12 protein-coding genes and 2 pseudogenes are annotated in these 16,862 nt (G+C 68.7%); 5 read left to right on the top strand and 9 right to left on the bottom strand.

All coding sequences use genetic code 11. The features are described from left to right. Positions 1-13: 13 nt before the first annotated feature. The gene (locus tag AC07AZ_RS25515; RefSeq protein WP_478851550.1) at positions 14-433 is read right to left on the bottom strand and encodes a DoxX family protein; all 420 of its coding nucleotides are present in this window, start codon (positions 431-433) and stop codon (positions 14-16) included. 238 nt (positions 434-671) lie between these two features. Beyond that, a pseudogene (locus tag AC07AZ_RS25510) lies at positions 672-1,393 on the bottom strand (dienelactone hydrolase family protein). A 927-nt stretch (positions 1,394-2,320) separates the two neighbouring features. Here AC07AZ_RS25510 and AC07AZ_RS25505 point away from each other — a divergent pair. Further along, positions 2,321-3,838 carry an alpha-L-arabinofuranosidase B gene (locus tag AC07AZ_RS25505; RefSeq protein WP_478851669.1) on the top strand — a complete coding sequence of 506 codons (1,518 nt, stop codon included), beginning with the start codon at positions 2,321-2,323 and terminating at the stop codon, positions 3,836-3,838. Positions 3,839-4,216: 378 nt separating this feature from the next. On the opposite strand, the gene AC07AZ_RS25500 is transcribed toward AC07AZ_RS25505, so the two are convergent. Next, the gene (locus AC07AZ_RS25500) at positions 4,217-5,008 is read right to left on the bottom strand and encodes a hypothetical protein (protein ID WP_478851548.1); all 792 of its coding nucleotides are present in this window, start codon (positions 5,006-5,008) and stop codon (positions 4,217-4,219) included. 844 nt (positions 5,009-5,852) lie between these two features. Here AC07AZ_RS25500 and AC07AZ_RS25495 point away from each other — a divergent pair. Next, positions 5,853-6,124, top strand: a pseudogene (locus AC07AZ_RS25495) (xylosidase); the annotation flags it as partial. A 53-nt stretch (positions 6,125-6,177) separates the two neighbouring features. Further along, a complete protein-coding gene (locus tag AC07AZ_RS25490; protein WP_478851546.1) occupies positions 6,178-8,196 on the top strand; it encodes a glycoside hydrolase in 2,019 nt (672 codons plus the stop codon). Between the two features lie 308 nt (positions 8,197-8,504). Here the strand turns inward: AC07AZ_RS25490 and AC07AZ_RS25485 are convergent, their stop codons facing one another. Both AC07AZ_RS25485 and AC07AZ_RS25480 read right to left on the bottom strand, forming a co-directional pair. Beyond that, entirely contained in the window at positions 8,505-8,888 is a 384-nt protein-coding gene (locus AC07AZ_RS25485; RefSeq protein ID WP_478851543.1) for a hypothetical protein, read from the bottom strand. A gap of 702 nt (positions 8,889-9,590) precedes the next feature. After that, positions 9,591-10,169, bottom strand: coding sequence for a TetR/AcrR family transcriptional regulator (locus AC07AZ_RS25480; protein ID WP_478851541.1), 579 nt, complete (start codon positions 10,167-10,169; stop codon positions 9,591-9,593). 165 nt (positions 10,170-10,334) lie between these two features. Here AC07AZ_RS25480 and AC07AZ_RS25475 point away from each other — a divergent pair, with 165 nt between their 5' ends. After that, positions 10,335-11,201 carry an AraC family transcriptional regulator gene (locus AC07AZ_RS25475; protein ID WP_478851539.1) on the top strand — a complete coding sequence of 289 codons (867 nt, stop codon included), beginning with the start codon at positions 10,335-10,337 and terminating at the stop codon, positions 11,199-11,201. Between the two features lie 117 nt (positions 11,202-11,318). Here the strand turns inward: AC07AZ_RS25475 and AC07AZ_RS25470 are convergent, their stop codons facing one another. The 4 genes from AC07AZ_RS25470 to AC07AZ_RS25455 form a co-directional block, all read right to left on the bottom strand. Beyond that, positions 11,319-11,654 carry a hypothetical protein gene (locus tag AC07AZ_RS25470; RefSeq protein WP_478851537.1) on the bottom strand — a complete coding sequence of 112 codons (336 nt, stop codon included), beginning with the start codon at positions 11,652-11,654 and terminating at the stop codon, positions 11,319-11,321. 382 nt (positions 11,655-12,036) lie between these two features. Then, positions 12,037-13,161, bottom strand: a complete 1,125-nt coding sequence (locus AC07AZ_RS25465) for a S8 family peptidase (protein ID WP_478851535.1) — start codon at positions 13,159-13,161, stop codon at positions 12,037-12,039. Between the two features lie 180 nt (positions 13,162-13,341). Further along, positions 13,342-15,327, bottom strand: coding sequence for an APC family permease (locus AC07AZ_RS25460; protein ID WP_478851533.1), 1,986 nt, complete (start codon positions 15,325-15,327; stop codon positions 13,342-13,344). Between the two features lie 463 nt (positions 15,328-15,790). Next, positions 15,791-16,282: a hemerythrin domain-containing protein gene (locus tag AC07AZ_RS25455; RefSeq protein WP_478851532.1), complete on the bottom strand. Its 492-nt coding sequence runs from the start codon at positions 16,280-16,282 to the stop codon at positions 15,791-15,793. A 246-nt stretch (positions 16,283-16,528) separates the two neighbouring features. On the opposite strand from AC07AZ_RS25455, the gene AC07AZ_RS25450 reads away from it, so the two are divergent. Continuing rightward, positions 16,529-16,807 (top strand): GlsB/YeaQ/YmgE family stress response membrane protein, encoded by a 279-nt coding sequence (locus tag AC07AZ_RS25450; RefSeq protein ID WP_478851530.1) that lies wholly within the window; start codon positions 16,529-16,531, stop codon positions 16,805-16,807. Positions 16,808-16,862: the final 55 nt, after the last annotated feature.

Below are 16,862 nucleotides of genomic sequence, written 5' to 3'. Positions count from 1 at the left end.
GCTCGGGCCGTGCTCAGGCGACGAGGTGTCCACCTGCGATGAAGGCCGCGAGCACGAGATAGATCGAGTTCACCATCACGAGCTTGAACTGGCCCAGGCGGCCATGGGTGACCATCGCGCCGACCATCAGAAGGATCCAGCACAGGGCGGTCACCGGCACCATGACCGGTGCGATGTCCAGCGCGGCGGGCAGGATCAGGCCCACCGCGGCGAGCAATTCAAGGATCCCGAGAGCCTTGACGAAGCCAGCGCTGGCCTTTCCGGTCCACTCGCCGCCATGCTGCGCGGCCAGCTTCTCCTTGGGGACGAACGTCTTGGTGATGCCGCCGAGCAGGGCGACGGCAGCCAGCAGATTCGCCCTGACCTGGCGCTCCAACAACGACAGCCCCGCCAGCCGTGCGCTGGCCCAGACCGCCGCCGACCTCGGCCCCATCTCCCTGTGACCAGGGGGACTCTTCCAACCTCCCCCCGCCCATGTCGCACCTCGCCGCCGTCGTGGCAGGGATCGGCCTGGTGAGAACACTGGTCCACCCACACACTGGCGCCAGCCCGACACTTCTGCACGAATAGACACTGGACGACACGGACGGTGCAGCCCGCCACATGAGATGTCCAACTGCACCCTGATCCACGGGAATTGACAATTGCTCCGGTACTTGTGGCGAACCGCCTCACTTCAGGTGTCGGTCCAAGAACCGACATCCGTCCTCCAGCTCGAACCACGGGGTGCCGGTGTGCCCGCCCAGATTGGCGTGCAGTGTCTTCTCCTTGCTGCCGAAGGCGTCGAACAGGTCCAGCGCCCGTTGCCGGGGGTTGCCTTCGTCGTCCCACTGCAGCAGGAACAGCAGCGGAATGGTGACCTGCCGAGCCTCCTCGCGCTGGGCACGGGGGACGTACCCCCCGGCGAAGAAGCCCGCGGCCGCGATGCGCGGCTCTATCACCGCCAGCCGAATGCCGAGGGCGGTCCACCCCCCGGAGTACCCGACCGGGCCGCCGATCTCAGGCAGCTCAAGGAGGGCGTCCAGAGTGGTCTGCCATTCCGGGACCGCGTTTTCCACCAACGGGCCGATGAAGGACTCGAAGATCTCGTCGACCGGTTCGCCGGCCCGCATCGCCCGCCGGAGGCCGGCACGGGCCTGCTCGTCGGCGGCGGAACGGGGACGCTCACCGCACCCGGCGGCGTCGATGGTGGCCACCGCGTAGCCGCGCGCCGCGGTGTACCGGGCCCGGGCCACCAGCCGGGGTTCCGCCCTGGGCAGACCGTTGTTGTGGGCCATCAGGATCAGCGGGGCCGGTGCGGATCCGGGCGTCCACAGGGTGCCGGGGATCTCGCCGAGGGTGAATCTCGTTCGAGCACGCCGTCGTCGAGGCGCTGCTCGGAAGTGAAGTGCATGGTCGTGCCTTTCGGGAGGGCTCAGAAGCGGCGCTCCCGGACGAATTATCGCCCGACCGTGACCCCGAAGGGGAGCACCCATGTCGATACGTTCACGGGTACCACCTCCTCGTTCTCTCGCACGGCCTCCGGAAGGCTAGCAGTGGTCGCCGTGGTTCGCCCACGGGTTTTCGCGGAGGCTCGCATCGCCGTGGACGCGCCGGTCCCAGAGGCCGACGCCGGCCCCTCGCCGTCAGCCCGCACGTCGCCGCCGGCGGACGTGCGGTCAGGTGGGCGCCGGGTTCCCTCTCCTGAGGCTGCTGAGCCTCTGAGGCTCCTGAGGCTCCTGAGGCTCCTGAGGCTCCTGAGGCTCCTGAGGCAGAACGCCCATGGGGCCATGTTCGCCGCCCTGCCGACCGCCGACGCCGTCACCGGCACCGGCACCGGCACCGGCACCGGGGACGCCGTACCCGTCGACCACCGGTCCGGGCCCCGCACCGGGCCTCGGTCGCTCAACCGGATCACGGAGGGTGGCCGCGATGTTGTCAGCGAGAGCAGCGATGAGCCAGCCGAGAGCGATGCGTGTCACGAGGAACCGTCACGACCTGTGGAGCGGCCAAGGGTCCGGGCCCGGTCCGCGGAGGCCCGAAAACGCCGCCGCACGCCGGTCGAAGTATCGGACGTGCGCGACACGTTGACACCGGGTGGGCGCCCAATATCATCAGTCCCTGTCCGCTATTGCGACCCGCGTTCGATATATCGTCAACGACGTAGTCTGACGAGTGTGGAGCGCGGCGCAGCAAAACGTCCGCCTGTCAGGAGGATTTGGCAGGTACATGCCAATCAGGGCCCGGTGGTGGGACGCCGCCGGCCCCACTGACCCACGGGAGACACCCCTTGTCTGTGACTCCAACCCGCTCACGGCAGGTCAGGCCGCTTGTCCTGCTGATGCTCGCCCTCACCCTGTCCGTGTTCGGCATGCAGGCGGCCGTCGGCAGCAACAGCGCCGCGGCCGCCGGCTCACTCCCCTGTGACCTCTACGCCTCCGGCGGCACACCGTGCGTGGCGGCGCACAGTACGACGCGCGCGCTGTACTCCGCCTACAACGGCCGCCTCTACCAGATCAAACGAGCCTCCGACGGCGCGAGTCGAGACGTCGGTGTGACCAGCGCCGGCGGTTACGCCGACGCCGGTGCGCAGGATTCCTTCTGCGCCGGGACGAGCTGCCTCATCACCGTCATCTACGACCAGTCCGGCCGCGGCAACCACCTCACCCAGGCACCGCCCGGAGGGTTTTCCGGCCCCGCCGCGGGCGGGTACGACAACCTCGCCGAGGCGTCCGCGGCACCGGTGACCGTCAGCGGCCACAAGGCGTACGGCGTCTTCATCGCCCCCGGCACCGGCTACCGCAACAACAACACCAACGGCATCGCGACCGGGGACCAGCCGGAAGGCATGTACGCCATCCTCGACGGCAGCCACTACAACGGCGGCTGCTGCTTCGACTACGGCAACGCCGAGACCAACAGCCGGGACAACGGCAACGGCACCATGGAGGCCATCTACTTCGGCAACAGCAAGGACTGGGGCTACGGCAGCGGGAACGGCCCCTGGGTGATGGCCGACCTCGAGAACGGCCTGTTCTCCGGTGTCAACCGCGGCTACAACGCCGGCAACTCCAGCGTCAGCCACCGGTTCGTCACCACGCTCGTCAAGGGCGGCCCGAACCAGTGGGCGATCCGGGCCGGCAACGCGCAGTCCGGCGGACTGTCCACCTACTACAGCGGACCGCGCCCCAACGCCTCGGGCTACAACCCGATGAAGAAGGAAGGCGCCATCATCCTCGGCATCGGCGGCGACAACAGCAACAGCTCCGCCGGCACGTTCTACGAGGGCGTCATGACGTCCGGCTATCCGTCGGACGCCACCGAGAACGCCGTACAGGCCAACATCAGTGCGGCCGGCTACACCGCGTCCTCCACCGCCGGCGGACTGACGGTGGGCTCCAAGGTGTCGCTGCGGGCCACCACGTCCTGCTGCACCAACGAGTACCTCCGGCACAACAGCGCCGACACCAACGCCGCCATCGCCACGGTGTCCGCCTCCAGCGCCTCCGCCGACAAGGCCGCCGCCACCTGGACCGTACGCGCGGGCCTCGGCGACGCCTCCTGCGTCTCCTTCGAATCCGTCGACAAACCGGGTCAGTACCTGCGCCACTACGACTTCCGGCTACGCATCGACAGCAGCGACGGGGGCGCGCTGTTCAAGCAGGACGCCACCTTCTGCCCCCAGGCAAGCCACAACGGCCAGGGCATCGCACTACGCTCCGCGAACTACCCCAGCGACTTCGTGCGCCACTTCAACCACAACGCCTACGTCGCCGGCGACGGCGGCACTCACGACTGGGACAACGCCACCGCCTGGGCCGACGACACCAGCTGGGTCGTAGCCTCGCCGTGGTCCTGACACCCGCCAACACCAAGACCAGCCCCATCACCATCCGGCACAGGAGCAGCACGCGCCCGTCCGCATGACAGTGGTGAGGGCCGACCAGACGCCCGGGCGGCCCTCAAGCGGTGGATGCGTTCAGCCTGGCCCGCGGTCAGGCTGAACGCCGGCGGGCGGCACGCGCGGTCGTGCCGGCGAGTTGGAGCTTGTTGGTCTGCGCGCCCCTGGAGCGAACCCGGAAGGGCCGCCTCCAGAGGCGGGCAGCTCCAGCAACTCCCGCGCACACGCAGGGGCCACGGGTCCTTGCTCCGCCACCAACTCCCCCTCGGTGACGTCAGCCTCCGCTACCCACCCATGTGGGCCGACACGGTTGGCTTGACGGACCATCCAGACCCGTCACCTGACGTCGACGAAGTCACCGGCCGCCGTGGACGAGCCGGTGGTGACGGTGCCAGGGAAAAGGAAGCGGAAATAGCCATCGGTCCTGGCCTTCGTGGTGGTCTTCAGCGCACCTCCGCTGCCGCTGGTGATGGTCTTCAAGGTGCTGTAGGCAGTGCTGCCCTTCTTGCGGAACTGCAGTTCGACCGATCGGCCCTGGTAGCCGGTGTAGGTGCCGCTCTCCCAGTTGGCGCGGATCAGTTTGCCGGTGACCGTGACAGTGCTGCCCTTCTTCACCGGCTCGGGCGAGGCGTTGGCCGTCAGCTTGGCGTATCGCTTGAAGTGCGTGGTGCCGGCGACGTCGGTCTCTGTCCAGTCGTCGCCGGCATCCTGCGCTCCGGCGAGCACCTTCCAGGTGCCGGCGAGGCCGTTGTGGTCGAAGTCCCGCGCGGCGTCCACCCCGAAGCTCACCTTGCAGGCGGAGGTCGTGGGGTCGGTGGGCGACACGGTGCACGTGCCCGTCGGCGGGTAGGCCGGCAGGATGCCGTCGGCGTCATCGGTGTTGGGGCCGTGCCACAGGTAGGCCCACGACGCGGCGACGCCGTCCGGGTCCGTCGCCGTCCACGTGATGGTGACGGTCTTCCTGGTGGTCAGACCAAGCACGATGTCCTCGCCGCCGTCGACCACGACGTTCGAGAACGTCGTGTCGCTCGCGGCGGCGGACCGGGGCGCCGCCTGGGCGGCTACCGGAATCGATGCGGAAAGGGCGGCCGCGAGGGACACGACGGTGACGACAGGACGGATACGCATGGAATCCTCCTTCGGGATCGCTGGACTCGCCGTCTCCTCACGGCGAAGCGTGCTGGCTAGACCCGTAAGAGCAGCGCGGGGTTGCCCCATGGTTCCGAGCGGCGTATTCACTGCCCGTTGACCAGCGGTTGTCGACGACCACGTACGGGTAGCCGGCGTCCCGTATGCCCGAGGACACCATCGCGTCGACGGCCCGGCGAACCTGCGCCTCTGTGATCCCGCCCGCTGTGATCCCGCACCCGAGTCTGTTCGGTGACACCAAGGGTGATGTCACGCCATGACACCGCGCGGGACGGACGAGCGGTTCGAAATTTCGGTGATGATTCGGAAAATCAGAGCCGCACGGATACCAGGGGTGGGATCGAACATGTCAACACCCGTCACCTGACCGCCGCCACGATCTGGGTCCGCAGGCCCATCGAAGTGGACACACTCAGACTATTCAGTCAACGTGCCAGCTCCGGCGGCGAGTCGCCTATCTCGAATGTTTCGAAGTCACTACCGATTACTGCGAGAGGTATTGACGGGATCCACCGGCCTCCTATCATCCTGAGTGCTCGACAAGCCGATCCGTGTTCGACATCTCGCACGCTGAGCAGTCGCTCCACGCATACCAGCAGGGCACCTCCGGACAACTCCAACGGCCGACGGCTGGGCCACGGAAGGAGAACGCCACTCGTGAACATGTCATGGACTCATCAGATCTTGTCCTGTCGCCGCGCGCTGACGACCGCCACCGGCCTGACCGCCGGCGCCCTGCTCCCTCCGGCGGCGGTTTACGGCGCCGTGTCCGCCCCGGCGCCCGCGACCGCCGCGGCCTTCACGAACCCGGTGATCTGGCAGGACTTCACCCATCGGCACCGAGACCGCGAGCGCGGCCGTGTCGGGCAGCGGGTCTGGCTACGCGCGAACGCCGACATCCGTCCCGGCACCGGACGCCTCGGCACCTTCTCCCACAGCACCGACGACACCACCTTCACCCGCCTCGGACCGGCCTTCTCCCTGGGCAACGACTGGCGGTTCTTCATGGGCTACCGGTTCACCCTCTTCCACCATGCGACGCAGGCACTCGGCGGCGCGGTGCGCGTCACGCGGTTCGAGCTCACCACGCCCTGAAGAGGTGCACCGATCACACCACGCAACCCCCCACCCACCCCACGAGGAGAACCATGAACCCGCTGAAACGGCTCGGAAGTCGCCACGCCCCGGTCCTGGGCCTGCTGGCCGCGACCGTCCTGGCGACGCCCGGCACCGCGACCGGCGCCCCACACGCGCCTGACACCGTTCGGGCCTCCACCCTGGGCGCCCAGGCGGCCCAGTCGGGACGGTACTTCGGAACCGCCGTGGCCTCGGGCCGGCTCGGTGACGGCGCGTACACCGGCATCCTGGACCGTGAGTTCAACTCGGTCACACCCGAGAACGAAATGAAATGGGACACGACCGAGCCGTCCCGCGGCTCGTTCAACTTCGGCCCCGCCGACCAGATCGTCAACCACGCGACGTCCCACGGGCAGCGCATGCGTGGCCACACCCTGGTGTGGCATTCCCAACTGCCCGGCTGGGTCAGCTCCATCAGGGACGCGAGCACCCTGCGCGCCGTGATGAACAACCACATCACCACCCTGATGAACCACTACAGGGGCCGAATCCACTCCTGGGACGTGGTCAACGAGGCCTTCGCCGACGGCACCAGCGGCCAGCTCCGCAGCTCGGTCTTCCGGGACGTGCTGGGCAACGGCTTCCTGGAACAGGCGTTCCGCACGGCCCGGACGGCCGACCCGGCGGCCAGGCTCTGCTACAACGACTACAACATCGAGGACTGGAACGCGGCCAAGACCCAGGGCGTCTACCGCATGGTGCGCGACTTCAAGGCGCGCGGTGTACCCATCGACTGCGTCGGCTTCCAGTCCCACTTCGGAGCCGGTGGTCCCCCCGGCAACTTCCAGACGACGCTGTCGAACTTCGCCGCTCTCGGCGTGGACGTCCAGATCACCGAACTGGACATCGCGCAGGCCTCACCGACCGCGTACGCGAACACGGTCAGGGCATGCCTGAACGTCCCGCGCTGCACCGGCATCACGGTCTGGGGAATCCGTGACAGCGACTCCTGGCGCAGCGGCGAGAACCCGCTGCTGTTCGACCGCAACGACTCCAGGAAGCCGGCGTACAACGCGGCGCTGACGACGCTGGGCGGCACCCCCGCCACCACGCGCAGCAGCCCCACTGCGAGCGCCCTGCCGAGCAGCTACTCGTGGAGCTCCAGCGGCCCGCTGATCTCGCCGAAGCCTGACTCGACCCACAACATCGCCGGCATCAAGGACCCGACGGTCGTCTACTACAACGGCAAATACCACGTGTTCGCCAGCACCGCGAGCTCCTCGGGCTACAACCTGGTCTACCTGAACTTCAGCGACTGGTCCCAGGCCGGCTCGGCCACCCACCACTACCTCGACCGCACCGCCATCGGCACCGGGTACCGGGCAGCGCCGCAGGTGTTCTACAACGCGCCGCAACGCCTGTGGTACCTCGTCTACCAGACCGGCAACGCCTCGTACTCCACCAACCCTGACATCAGCAACCCGAACGGGTGGAGCGCCCCGCGCAACTTCTACGCGTCGATGCCGGACATCATCAGGCAGAACATCGGCAACGGCTACTGGGTCGACATGTGGGTGATCTGCGACAGCGCCAACTGCTACCTGTTCTCCTCCGACGACAACGGCCACCTGTACCGCTCCCAGACGACCGTCGGCCAGTTCCCGAACGGCTTCACCAACACCGTCATCGCGGCCCAGGACTCCAACAGGTACGCCATGTTCGAAGCGAGCAACGTCTACAAGGTGCAGGGCAGCAACCAGTACCTGCTCCTCGTCGAGGCCATCGGCTCCGACGGCCGGCGCTACTTCCGCTCCTGGACCGCGAACAGCCTCGCCGGCTCCTGGACGCCCCAGGCCGCGTCCGAGAGCAACCCGTTCGCCAAGTCCAGCAACGTGACGTTCCCCGCCGGAGCCTGGACCCGGGACATCAGCCACGGTGAGATGATCCGCGCGGGCTACGACCAGACACTCACCATTCCCGCATGCCGGCTCCAGTACCTCTACCAGGGCCTGAACCCGAACGCGGGCGGTGACTACAACCTCCTTCCCTGGCGGCTCGGCCTGCTGACCCAGACCAACTCGACCTGCTGACCGACGAGACCGTGGGGAGCGCTTCGGGTAGGAGCGCTCCCCACACCCACCGCCGACCAGCGGGCGCATCCCACCAGATGACCAGCGCCGACAACTGAACCGGCGTGGGCGCCCACGTTCGGCGCAGGTGGACCGGAGGGAACGGAACCCGGGCGGATCGTGTCCGTTGATTCGAGCACCTTCGGCGGCGGTCGTGTGGCGCACCGCGGCCGGCCGACAGTTGCTGTGCCGGGGCGGGCCGCGCGCCTGCGTCACCTCATCGCGTCACTCCATCGGGGTCGGTCTCGTCGATCTCGGCTCACCCAGGCTCAACGGGCGGCGATCCAGCGCCTGACGGCGTCGTTGACGGTGTCGTCGAGGCCGCTCAGCGCTTCCACGGCGTGCAGGTCGCCCGGCGCGGGCGCGACTCCCGCTCGGGTGAGTGCCGCGTGCAGCTCCAGGCGACGCCGGTCGGCCGGAGCCATCGCCAGGTGCCTCGCCGGGGACAGCCGTCGGCGCGGGTCGGGGGCAGGCCACGCTGCCTCCCCCTCGACCGCCCGCGCCTGCGGCGGCACGCGCCAGTCATCGTCCTCCCACTGCTCTCCAGCCTCCGCCCCGCTCGTAGTCGTGTGCGCGTCGAATCCGCAGCGGTAGGGGTCCAGGACCAGCTCAGGCACCGTCACGGCGGTCGGTGAGTACTGCCACTCCTGCATACAACCTCCAGCAGTCGGTGTTCCTTCGGTGTCCAGGAGGCAGCCTGCACGGTCCACAGTTCCGGGACTTGCAGCGAACCACCTGAATGCTCCCAAACGCATCTCGTCACACCGCTGCGTCACCCGGACCGAAACCACGGGTGCCGGCGTCACCCAGGTTGGGCTTGACTGCGGCGACGCGGGTCTCGGCACCGGCGATCAGCAGATCCTGCCTGGTCTGCCGACGCCGGTAGGGCGAAGCGCCTACGGCTCCCGCCGCACCCCACCGGCCCAGGGTGCGCGGCGCCACCGCTGCCCGCCTTCACCGTGGCCCACCGTCACCGACAGTTCACCGAGCCGCCCCGCATCTGACGCTCCATCAGACGAGTGTTGGCGCGCACGAGTACGCGGGCGTGGCCTGCTTGACCGGCCGAGCCACCCCCTCTGGGTGGCCGATCGGCCAATGAGTAACGTGTTGTCATGGGCGTCGGGACGCTGCCTCGGTGACGGCGAGCCCACCCGCCGCCAGCCCCATAGCGGTCTCCAGGCCGATCCCCCGGTCCCCGCCGTCACTACCGCCCGCTGCTCCATCAGGTCCACCCTCCACCACCTCACGAAACCGGATAGATATCCGGTTGGATGAGAGCAGGCCAACATGATCGGATACCTATCCGGTTAGCGAGTGGGAGGCGGCCGGTGTCCCTCGCGGACACCGAGCTGCTGTCAGCGACGCGGGCGAAGTCCCTCAAGGAGAACGTCGAGGTAGACCTCGGTGTGTGCCGGGTCGCTACCCCCGGAGCGTACGGCGTGCTCGATGCCGCAGAGCAGACGGCGCACGTCGCCGGCCTCGACATCGCGCCGGACGGCACCGGTCGTGCGGGCACGGTCGAGCACGTGCGCGACGGTCCGGTCGAGTTCGGCCTTCAGTGCCGAGGTCTCCGCGTCGGTGTCGCTGGCGGATTCGAGTACGGCGGCGAACCCGGTGTCGTCCAACGCCTGGCTGAGGGTGAAGCGCAGCAGGCGGTGCAGGCCCGCGAGGGCGTCCTCCTCGGCGGCCGCGGCCCGGGCCTCGGCGACCAGCTCCTGGAAACGCTCGGCCGACAGCGCCTCCCGCAGCGCGTGGCGGTTGGGGAAATGCCGGTACACCGTTCCCACGCCCACACCGGCGAGCCTGGCGATGGCGTTCAGCTGGAGCGAGTCGTCACCGGCGGCCAGCTGCTCGCGGGCGATCCGCAACACCCGGGCGCGGTTGCGTGCGGCGTCCGCCCGCAGCACCTGCCCCTGTTCGCCCTTGGATGTCACGGGTTCAGCATAAAGGGACTCCGAAGGGCACCGGAAACCGCGTCCCTGACACGCTCGACCTTCCGGACCGTCTCCTCCACCCGACATGATCGGGCACAGGATGTCGGGTCCGGCATGGTGGGTGCCACCTAGCGTGGTGGTCGTCAAGAGGAAGGAAGCCGGGGCATGCTGGAGCGGCTGAACCAGGCTATGGCGCACATCGAACACCACCTCGACCAGGCCGTCGAGGTGGAGGAGCTGGCACGCATCGCGGCCACCTCGGAATATCACCTGCGTCGGATGTTCTCGGCGCTCGCGGGCATACCGCTGTCGGAGTACGTCCGGCGCCGCCGACTCACCCTCGCGGGCGCCGAAGTACTCGCGGGGCGTGAAACGCTGCTGGAGATCGCGGTGCGCTATGGCTACAGCTCCGGCGAGGGGTTCGCACGCGCCTTCCGCGCCATGCACGGAATCGGACCGGGCGAGGCCCGACGTACCGGCGCCGCGCTCAACTCCCAGTCCCGGATGACCTTCCGCCTCACCATCGAAGGGAGTAGCACGATGCGATACCGCGTTGTGGACAAGGCGGACTTCACCGTCGTCGGGCTCAAGGCCCGGGTACCGCTGGTGCATGCCGGGTCCAACCAGGCGATCATGGACTTCGTCCGTGGCATCGACCCACAGACCCTGGAACGCCTGCGGGAACTGTCGGACCAGGAGCCGCACGGCATCGTCGCGGTCTGCGACGATCTGGACCCCAGCCGCGCCGAGGGCACCGAACTCGACTACTACCACGGCGTGATCACCTCCCTGGCAGCTCCCGCGGGCACGACCGCCCTGGCCGTCCCGGCCGGCACCTGGGCGGTCTTCACCACCTCTGGCCCGGCGCCGCAGGCCATCCAGGAACTGTGGCGAGACGTGTTCACCGAGTGGTTCCCGTCGAATCCGTACCGCACCCGCACCGGCCCTGAGATCCTGCGCATCCGCCTGTCGCCCGAGAAGACCGAGGCCGACGCCGAACTGTGGCTCCCCGTGGAGCCCGAGCACGGCTGAACCAGACGGCAGACCTCCCGGCGCCCCTGACGGTTCCCGTCGTCCAGAACCAGGTCGGCGTCGTGCACGGGTCTTCCGGATCGCCCGCCGACGGTCCACCCAAGCAGGGGGCCTGGTCTACTCCGAGTGGGCCACCGCCTCCTGCTGGAGCTGCACCGCGGCCCGCAGGCTCAGCCTCGGCTCTGCCTGGCGCAGGGCCCTGACCGCCGCGACCGAGGTGATGTCCCCCTGGAAACCGGTGGCGGCGAGACGTGAGCGGACCCAGCGGGCGCGCAGCCGCGTTTCCTCGGCCGCGGCGGCGGCCTCCACAAGTGCGGCGGCACGCTCCAGTCCCGGACGCTCCTCGGGCGTCGCCTCGGCGAGCGACTGACGCAGTGCCGCAGCGACCACGTCCGAGTCCCTGATCGTCAGCACGAAGGTGTGCTTCTTGTTGAACCCCGCGAATCCCGTCATGTGACTGATCCTGGCCGTCGACTTCCCTCCCTGCCAACAGACTTGAGGAGCCTCAGAGGATCGGCCCGTTCGGGGAGGGCTCGATGTGTCGGGTCGGATCCGGCTTCGCGTGCAGCGCGCCTCCGCGGAGATTCCCCGGCGGCCCGAATGTGGAGGGAACCAGCAGCGGTTCCGTCACTCGACCCGACGTCAAACGGCGGGTGGCCTTGTTCGCACAAGGCCACCTGTGGTCCTGTGCGAAGCGGGCCCGAAATGGGATCATGTCGGGCTTGCCCGCGTTCTGTTCGCGACGGCGGCCCAGTTGCTCCTCGCGCGCGTTCGGCTTTCGCCTGCTGCCGACGCCCGGCGCCGGGTGCCGTCGGCAGGGCGGCAGGACGGCCGGTCAGAGGCCGCCCGTGTTGAGCAGCCGGTTGGGGGTGTCGGAGCGGACGCCGTGCACGACACCGGGGGTGGCCGTGTGGTCGAGCCAGACGTGGACCTGCCGGGCCGTCGCGTGGGGGTGTGCCGACAGGTACAGCGCGATCACGCCGGTCGCATGCGGCGCGGCCCAGGAGGTCGCGCCGTAGTCCACCGTGGTCGTACCGCCGCCGGCGAGCGCGGCGGTCACCTTCTGGCCGGGGGCGTACAGGTCTACGCACCGTCCGTAGCCTGATCCCGAGGAGCCACCGTCGTTCCACGCGCGGTCGTTGGAGGTGGAGGCCGCCACGACGATCGTGCCGGGGACGCCGGCCGGGGAGTGCTCGCAGGCGTCGTCGTGGAAGTTGCCGGCCGACACCACCGTCGGGATGCCCGCGTCGACCATCTTCTTCACGGCGGAGTCCACAGCCGCGGACCGGTGGTCGAGGTTGAGCGACATGTTCACCACCGCGGGCTTCTGCGCGTGCGCGGTGACCCACTTCACCGACTTCACCACGGCCGCCTCGGCCGCTGCCGGGGAGCCGCCGCCCGCGCTCTCGCACAGGATGCCCTGGACCCGTACGAGCTGGGCCTTGGGCGCCACGCCGTACTTCGCCCCGCCGATGATGCCCGAGACGAAGGTGCCGTGGCCGATGCCCTCCTCGCTGAAGCAGTCGCCGGAGTCCTTCGGGCCCACGAAGTCGGCACCGAGGTGGGCGCGTCCCCCGAACTCCTGGTGGGCGATGTCCATTCCGGTGTCGATCACATAGACGTGAACGCCCTTGCCCCTGGCTGTGGTGGTGAGCTTTCCGTTGAGAGGCCGCGCCCGTTGGTCGAGAATGTCGAGGTTCCACGGCACGTGCCGGGTGACAGGCCCCGCGGCGGTTCGCGCGATCACGGACGAGTTCCCCACGGCTGGGGCGGACTTCGGCTCCGAGCCGGCCGACGCTCCGCCCGCGAACGACGCCACGGACTTCCCCTCGCCGCGCGCGGCGACCCTGCTGCCGCTCCCTCCGGCCTGCGCGCCGGCCTTGCCGCCGCATGCCGAGGCCCCCAACACCGTCGCCATGGCCACCACCACGAGACCGGCCTTTGCCACGTTCCGCGTCACAACGTCCCCCACACCCTGGTTCGCACACAGTCAGCGCACAAGACGACCACAGACAGCTGGCGGTTCCGGCGCGGCGTGCGGATGGGCCGGTCCACACGCTCGACCCGCGCCGGGTCGTGCACGGCGCGCCTGGACCGGCCCCCAGCGCCGCCCGTTGTCACCTCGGGCCCGTAGCAGTCGTCAGCTTCCGACGTGGATGCCGGGACGCTTGGCGGGATCGGGTTCGTTGCTGCGGATGATCTCGCGGGTGACGGGTGCGGTGTCGCCCCGGCCGAACAGGAAGTAGCGGAACATGTGCTTCAGCGGGCTGCCTTCGGCCCACGCGAAGTAGCAGTGCGGTCGCACTCCGGTGGCATGGCGCAGGGCCAGCAGGATGGCGGCTATGGCGTTCGGGGCAGCCGGTGCCTCGGCACGCAGGACGCGGTGGCCGTCGACCTCGACACCCTGCACGGTGAGGGTTTCGCTGAAGTCGGAGGGGTCGACCACGTCGATCTCCAGGAACAGGATGTCGGCCGGGCCGGGCACCGGGTTCGTGCCGCGCTGTTCCAGTTCCTTGGCCTGGTACTCGGCGCCGTCGCCGGCCTGGCGCCGGTTGGCGATGATGTTGATGGCCTTGTCATGGGCGAGGGTGTCGGAGATGAACTGCCGGGCGGCCTTGTCGAAGACGATGCGGTCCGCGCGCAGTTCGGTGGTGCGCGCGACACGGGAGATCAGCGACACGAGGATGATCCCGGCGATGAAGAGGCCGGAGATGGCGATGCCGTCGGGCTTGTCGACGATGTTGTACACCAGGGCGTAGAGAAGGATCAGCGTCAGCAGACTGAACCCGACGGCGGCCGGCCGCCGGCCGTGGCGCGCGGCGGCCAGGGTGACGGCGAAAGCCCCGGAGACCATCATGGCGAGGATTCCGGTGGCGTAGGCACCGGCCTGGGCGTCGACGTCGGCGTCGAAGGTGATGGTGATCAGGACGCACAGGGCGGTGTAGACGAGGACGACGGGCCGTACCGCACGGCCCCATTCGGGTGCCATGCCGTAGTCGGGCAGGTACCGGGGCACGATGTTGATCAGCCCTGCCATGGCGGACGCGCCGGCGAACCAGAGGATCAGGATCGTGCTGATGTCGTAGAACGTTCCGAACGCCTCCCCGACGTGTTCGTGGGCCAGCCACGCCAGCGCCCGGCCGTTCGCGCCGCCGCCGGCTTCGAACTCGTGGTGGGGAATGAGCACGGTGGTCACGAAGCTCGACGACAGCAGGTAGACGCTCATGACGAGCGCTGCCGTCGTCAGCAGCCTGCGGGTGTTGCGGATCCGTGCTTGCAGCCGCTGCTCCTCATCGGCCCCGTCGGCGGAGATGAGAGGCATCATGCTCACCCCGGTCTCGAATCCCGACAGCCCGAGGACCAGCAACGGGAACGCCAGGAGGGCGGGAGTGATCAGGTCGCCGAAGCCGCCTCCGCCCTTGATGAGGGCGTCCGTCCACGCCGAAAAGGCTCCCGGTGTGGTGAACACCTGCACCAGACCTACGGCGATGACCACCGCGTTGAGCAGCAGGAAGAGCGCGACGAGGGGGATGGCCACGCTGACCGCCTCGCTGAATCCGAGCAGGAACACGCCTCCCAGGATCAGCAGCAGCGCCACGGTGAGAGCCACCTCGTGACCGTGCAGCGCGGCGGGGAAGAAGGGATTCTCCATGACGTGCACGGAGGCGTCCGCGGTGGAGAGGGTGATCGTGATGAGCCACGAGGTGGCGACGAAGCCGAGCAGGACCAGGATCAGGAGCTTGCCCCACCAGAACGGCAGCAGATCCTCCAGCATCGCGACCGATCCGGCGCCGCGCGGGCTCGCCTTGGCCACCCTTCGGTACATCGGCAGCATGCCCAGCAACGTGAGTGCCACGATCAGCAGCGTCGCCAGAGGGGAGGCCGCCCCGGCCGCGAGCGCGGCGATCGCCGGCACGTATGCCAGAGAGGAGAAGTAGTCGACGCCGGTCAGGCACATCACCTTCCACCAGGCGTGCTGCTCGCTCTGCTGCTCACCGGCTGCCGGTCCGATCGGCTGCACGCGATGACGCAGCAGCCACCGGGCCACCTTGTTGCTCGGATGCGGCAGCAGGGCAGGACCCTCCACCACTTCCGGCACTGCTGAACCGTCGCTGGTGTCCCGCATGTCCCCCATCAACCCTCACGTCTGACCTGTGTCCTCGCCGCCGCTGCGACGGCCGAGGCGATGATCGCCGAGTACGAGCCCTCCCGTGCCGCCGCCCACCGAGGCGAGACACAAGCGGCTGCCCGCGCCTTCGCCTTGTTCCCCGCTTCCGCCACCTCACTTCCCCGCGGAAGTGAAAAAAGCCGGCTCTCCGCCGACGGCCCCGCGGACCATCCCCTTCTCCCCCGCCGCAGGACTTGCCTCTCACACTGATGTCAGGTTCTGGCGTGTCTGTCGGGCCCGCGGCTCCTTGGCCCCGCCGGTACGAAGGAGTTCCCGCAGGCCCGGCACGACCACGCTGCCGGACCGCGCCGCCTCGGCCGTACGGAACCGCCCACCCGGATCGGGGTGGCACCGACGACTCGCCCCGGTCCGAGGCCGCGCGATGCGGAAGCGGCCAGAAGCGTCGTAGGAGACGGAAGGGTCAGGAGCTGACGATGCGGCGCACGTTGTCGACGTCACCGCAGCCTGCCTTCAGCTGACGCTCGCGCTCTTCGAGAAACGCCTCACCCAGTTCCTCGCGGCGCTCCATGGCCACGTTCTCGCGTGCTCCGTTGAGGATGGTGCGCTCCTCCTCGTCGGCGTGGTGGGTGATGGCCTGGACGAGCTCTTCCAGCTTCTCGTCCCACTCCTGGGACCCGACCTCGTCGACCTCAAGAAGTTCCAGGAGGGCCTTGTTGCCCTCCTCGTGCTCCTCCTCGCCGTGCTCCACCTCTTCGTCGTCGATCTTCCTGTAGCGCTTGAGAGCCGGATAGACCTTCGCCTCCTCCGCCTGTGCGTGCGCGATCAGCAGATCGGAGAACTCCCGCAGAGCGGCCGCCCGGTCGGCTTCGACGCTGCGCATCAGACGAAAGAGATCCTCCATCTTTCGGTGGTCCTGGAGAATGAGTTCAACGACGTCTCGTGTCTGTGCCATGGAACAAGCATCACTTCCGTGCGAGGGGACCTTACCGGGATCCCAATACCCCGTCCTGGCGGGTTCAGCACGACATCCCACCCGCTTGGCCGGGCACTCCATCCGGTCCGATCATCTGCGGAAACTCACATGCGAGCGCCCGGACGGCGGTCCCCGCCGAAAGACGCGAAGATGGACGTTTGTTCTGGCGGGATCGGTGCAGACGATGGGCTGACACAGCCTCTTACGACGAAGTGGAGACGCACCATGGGCATCATCGCGTGGATCATCATCGGCCTGCTCGCCGGCGCCATCGCCAAGGCGCTGATGCCCGGCAAGGACCCCGGCGGCATCATCGTCACCATGCTCATCGGCATCGTCGGTGGTCTGCTCGGCGGCTGGCTCGGCAAGGTGATCTTCGGTGTCGACTCCATCGACGGGTTCTTCGACCTCTCCACCTGGATCGCCGCGATCGCCGGCTCCGTCATTCTGCTCGTCCTCTACCGACTCGTCACCGGCAACCGACGCTCGCACCGCCACGCGTAAGCTGCCCCACGCGAACACCTCGTAACGACACCGACGGCTCCCCCTGAACTCACCG

The organism is Streptomyces sp. NPDC043878 (assembly GCF_056435735.1).
This window is presented reverse-complemented; position numbering and strand designations above follow the sequence as displayed.

Excerpts from the sequence above, each read along its gene's own strand:
- AC07AZ_RS25455 (WP_478851532.1), bottom strand. The coding sequence starts at position 16,282 with ATGGCACAGACACGAGACGTCGTTGAACTCATTCTCCAGGACCACCGA.
- AC07AZ_RS25505 (WP_478851669.1), top strand. The coding sequence starts at position 2,321 with ATGCTCGCCCTCACCCTGTCCGTGTTCGGCATGCAGGCGGCCGTCGGC.
- AC07AZ_RS25485 (WP_478851543.1), bottom strand. The coding sequence starts at position 8,888 with ATGCAGGAGTGGCAGTACTCACCGACCGCCGTGACGGTGCCTGAGCTG.
- AC07AZ_RS25515 (WP_478851550.1), bottom strand. The coding sequence starts at position 433 with ATGGGGCCGAGGTCGGCGGCGGTCTGGGCCAGCGCACGGCTGGCGGGG.
- AC07AZ_RS25460 (WP_478851533.1), bottom strand. The coding sequence starts at position 15,327 with ATGCGGGACACCAGCGACGGTTCAGCAGTGCCGGAAGTGGTGGAGGGT.
- AC07AZ_RS25475 (WP_478851539.1), top strand. The coding sequence starts at position 10,335 with ATGCTGGAGCGGCTGAACCAGGCTATGGCGCACATCGAACACCACCTC.
- AC07AZ_RS25500 (WP_478851548.1), bottom strand. The coding sequence starts at position 5,008 with ATGCGTATCCGTCCTGTCGTCACCGTCGTGTCCCTCGCGGCCGCCCTT.
- AC07AZ_RS25450 (WP_478851530.1), top strand. The coding sequence starts at position 16,529 with ATGGGCATCATCGCGTGGATCATCATCGGCCTGCTCGCCGGCGCCATC.
- AC07AZ_RS25490 (WP_478851546.1), top strand. The coding sequence starts at position 6,178 with ATGAACCCGCTGAAACGGCTCGGAAGTCGCCACGCCCCGGTCCTGGGC.
- AC07AZ_RS25470 (WP_478851537.1), bottom strand. The coding sequence starts at position 11,654 with ATGACGGGATTCGCGGGGTTCAACAAGAAGCACACCTTCGTGCTGACG.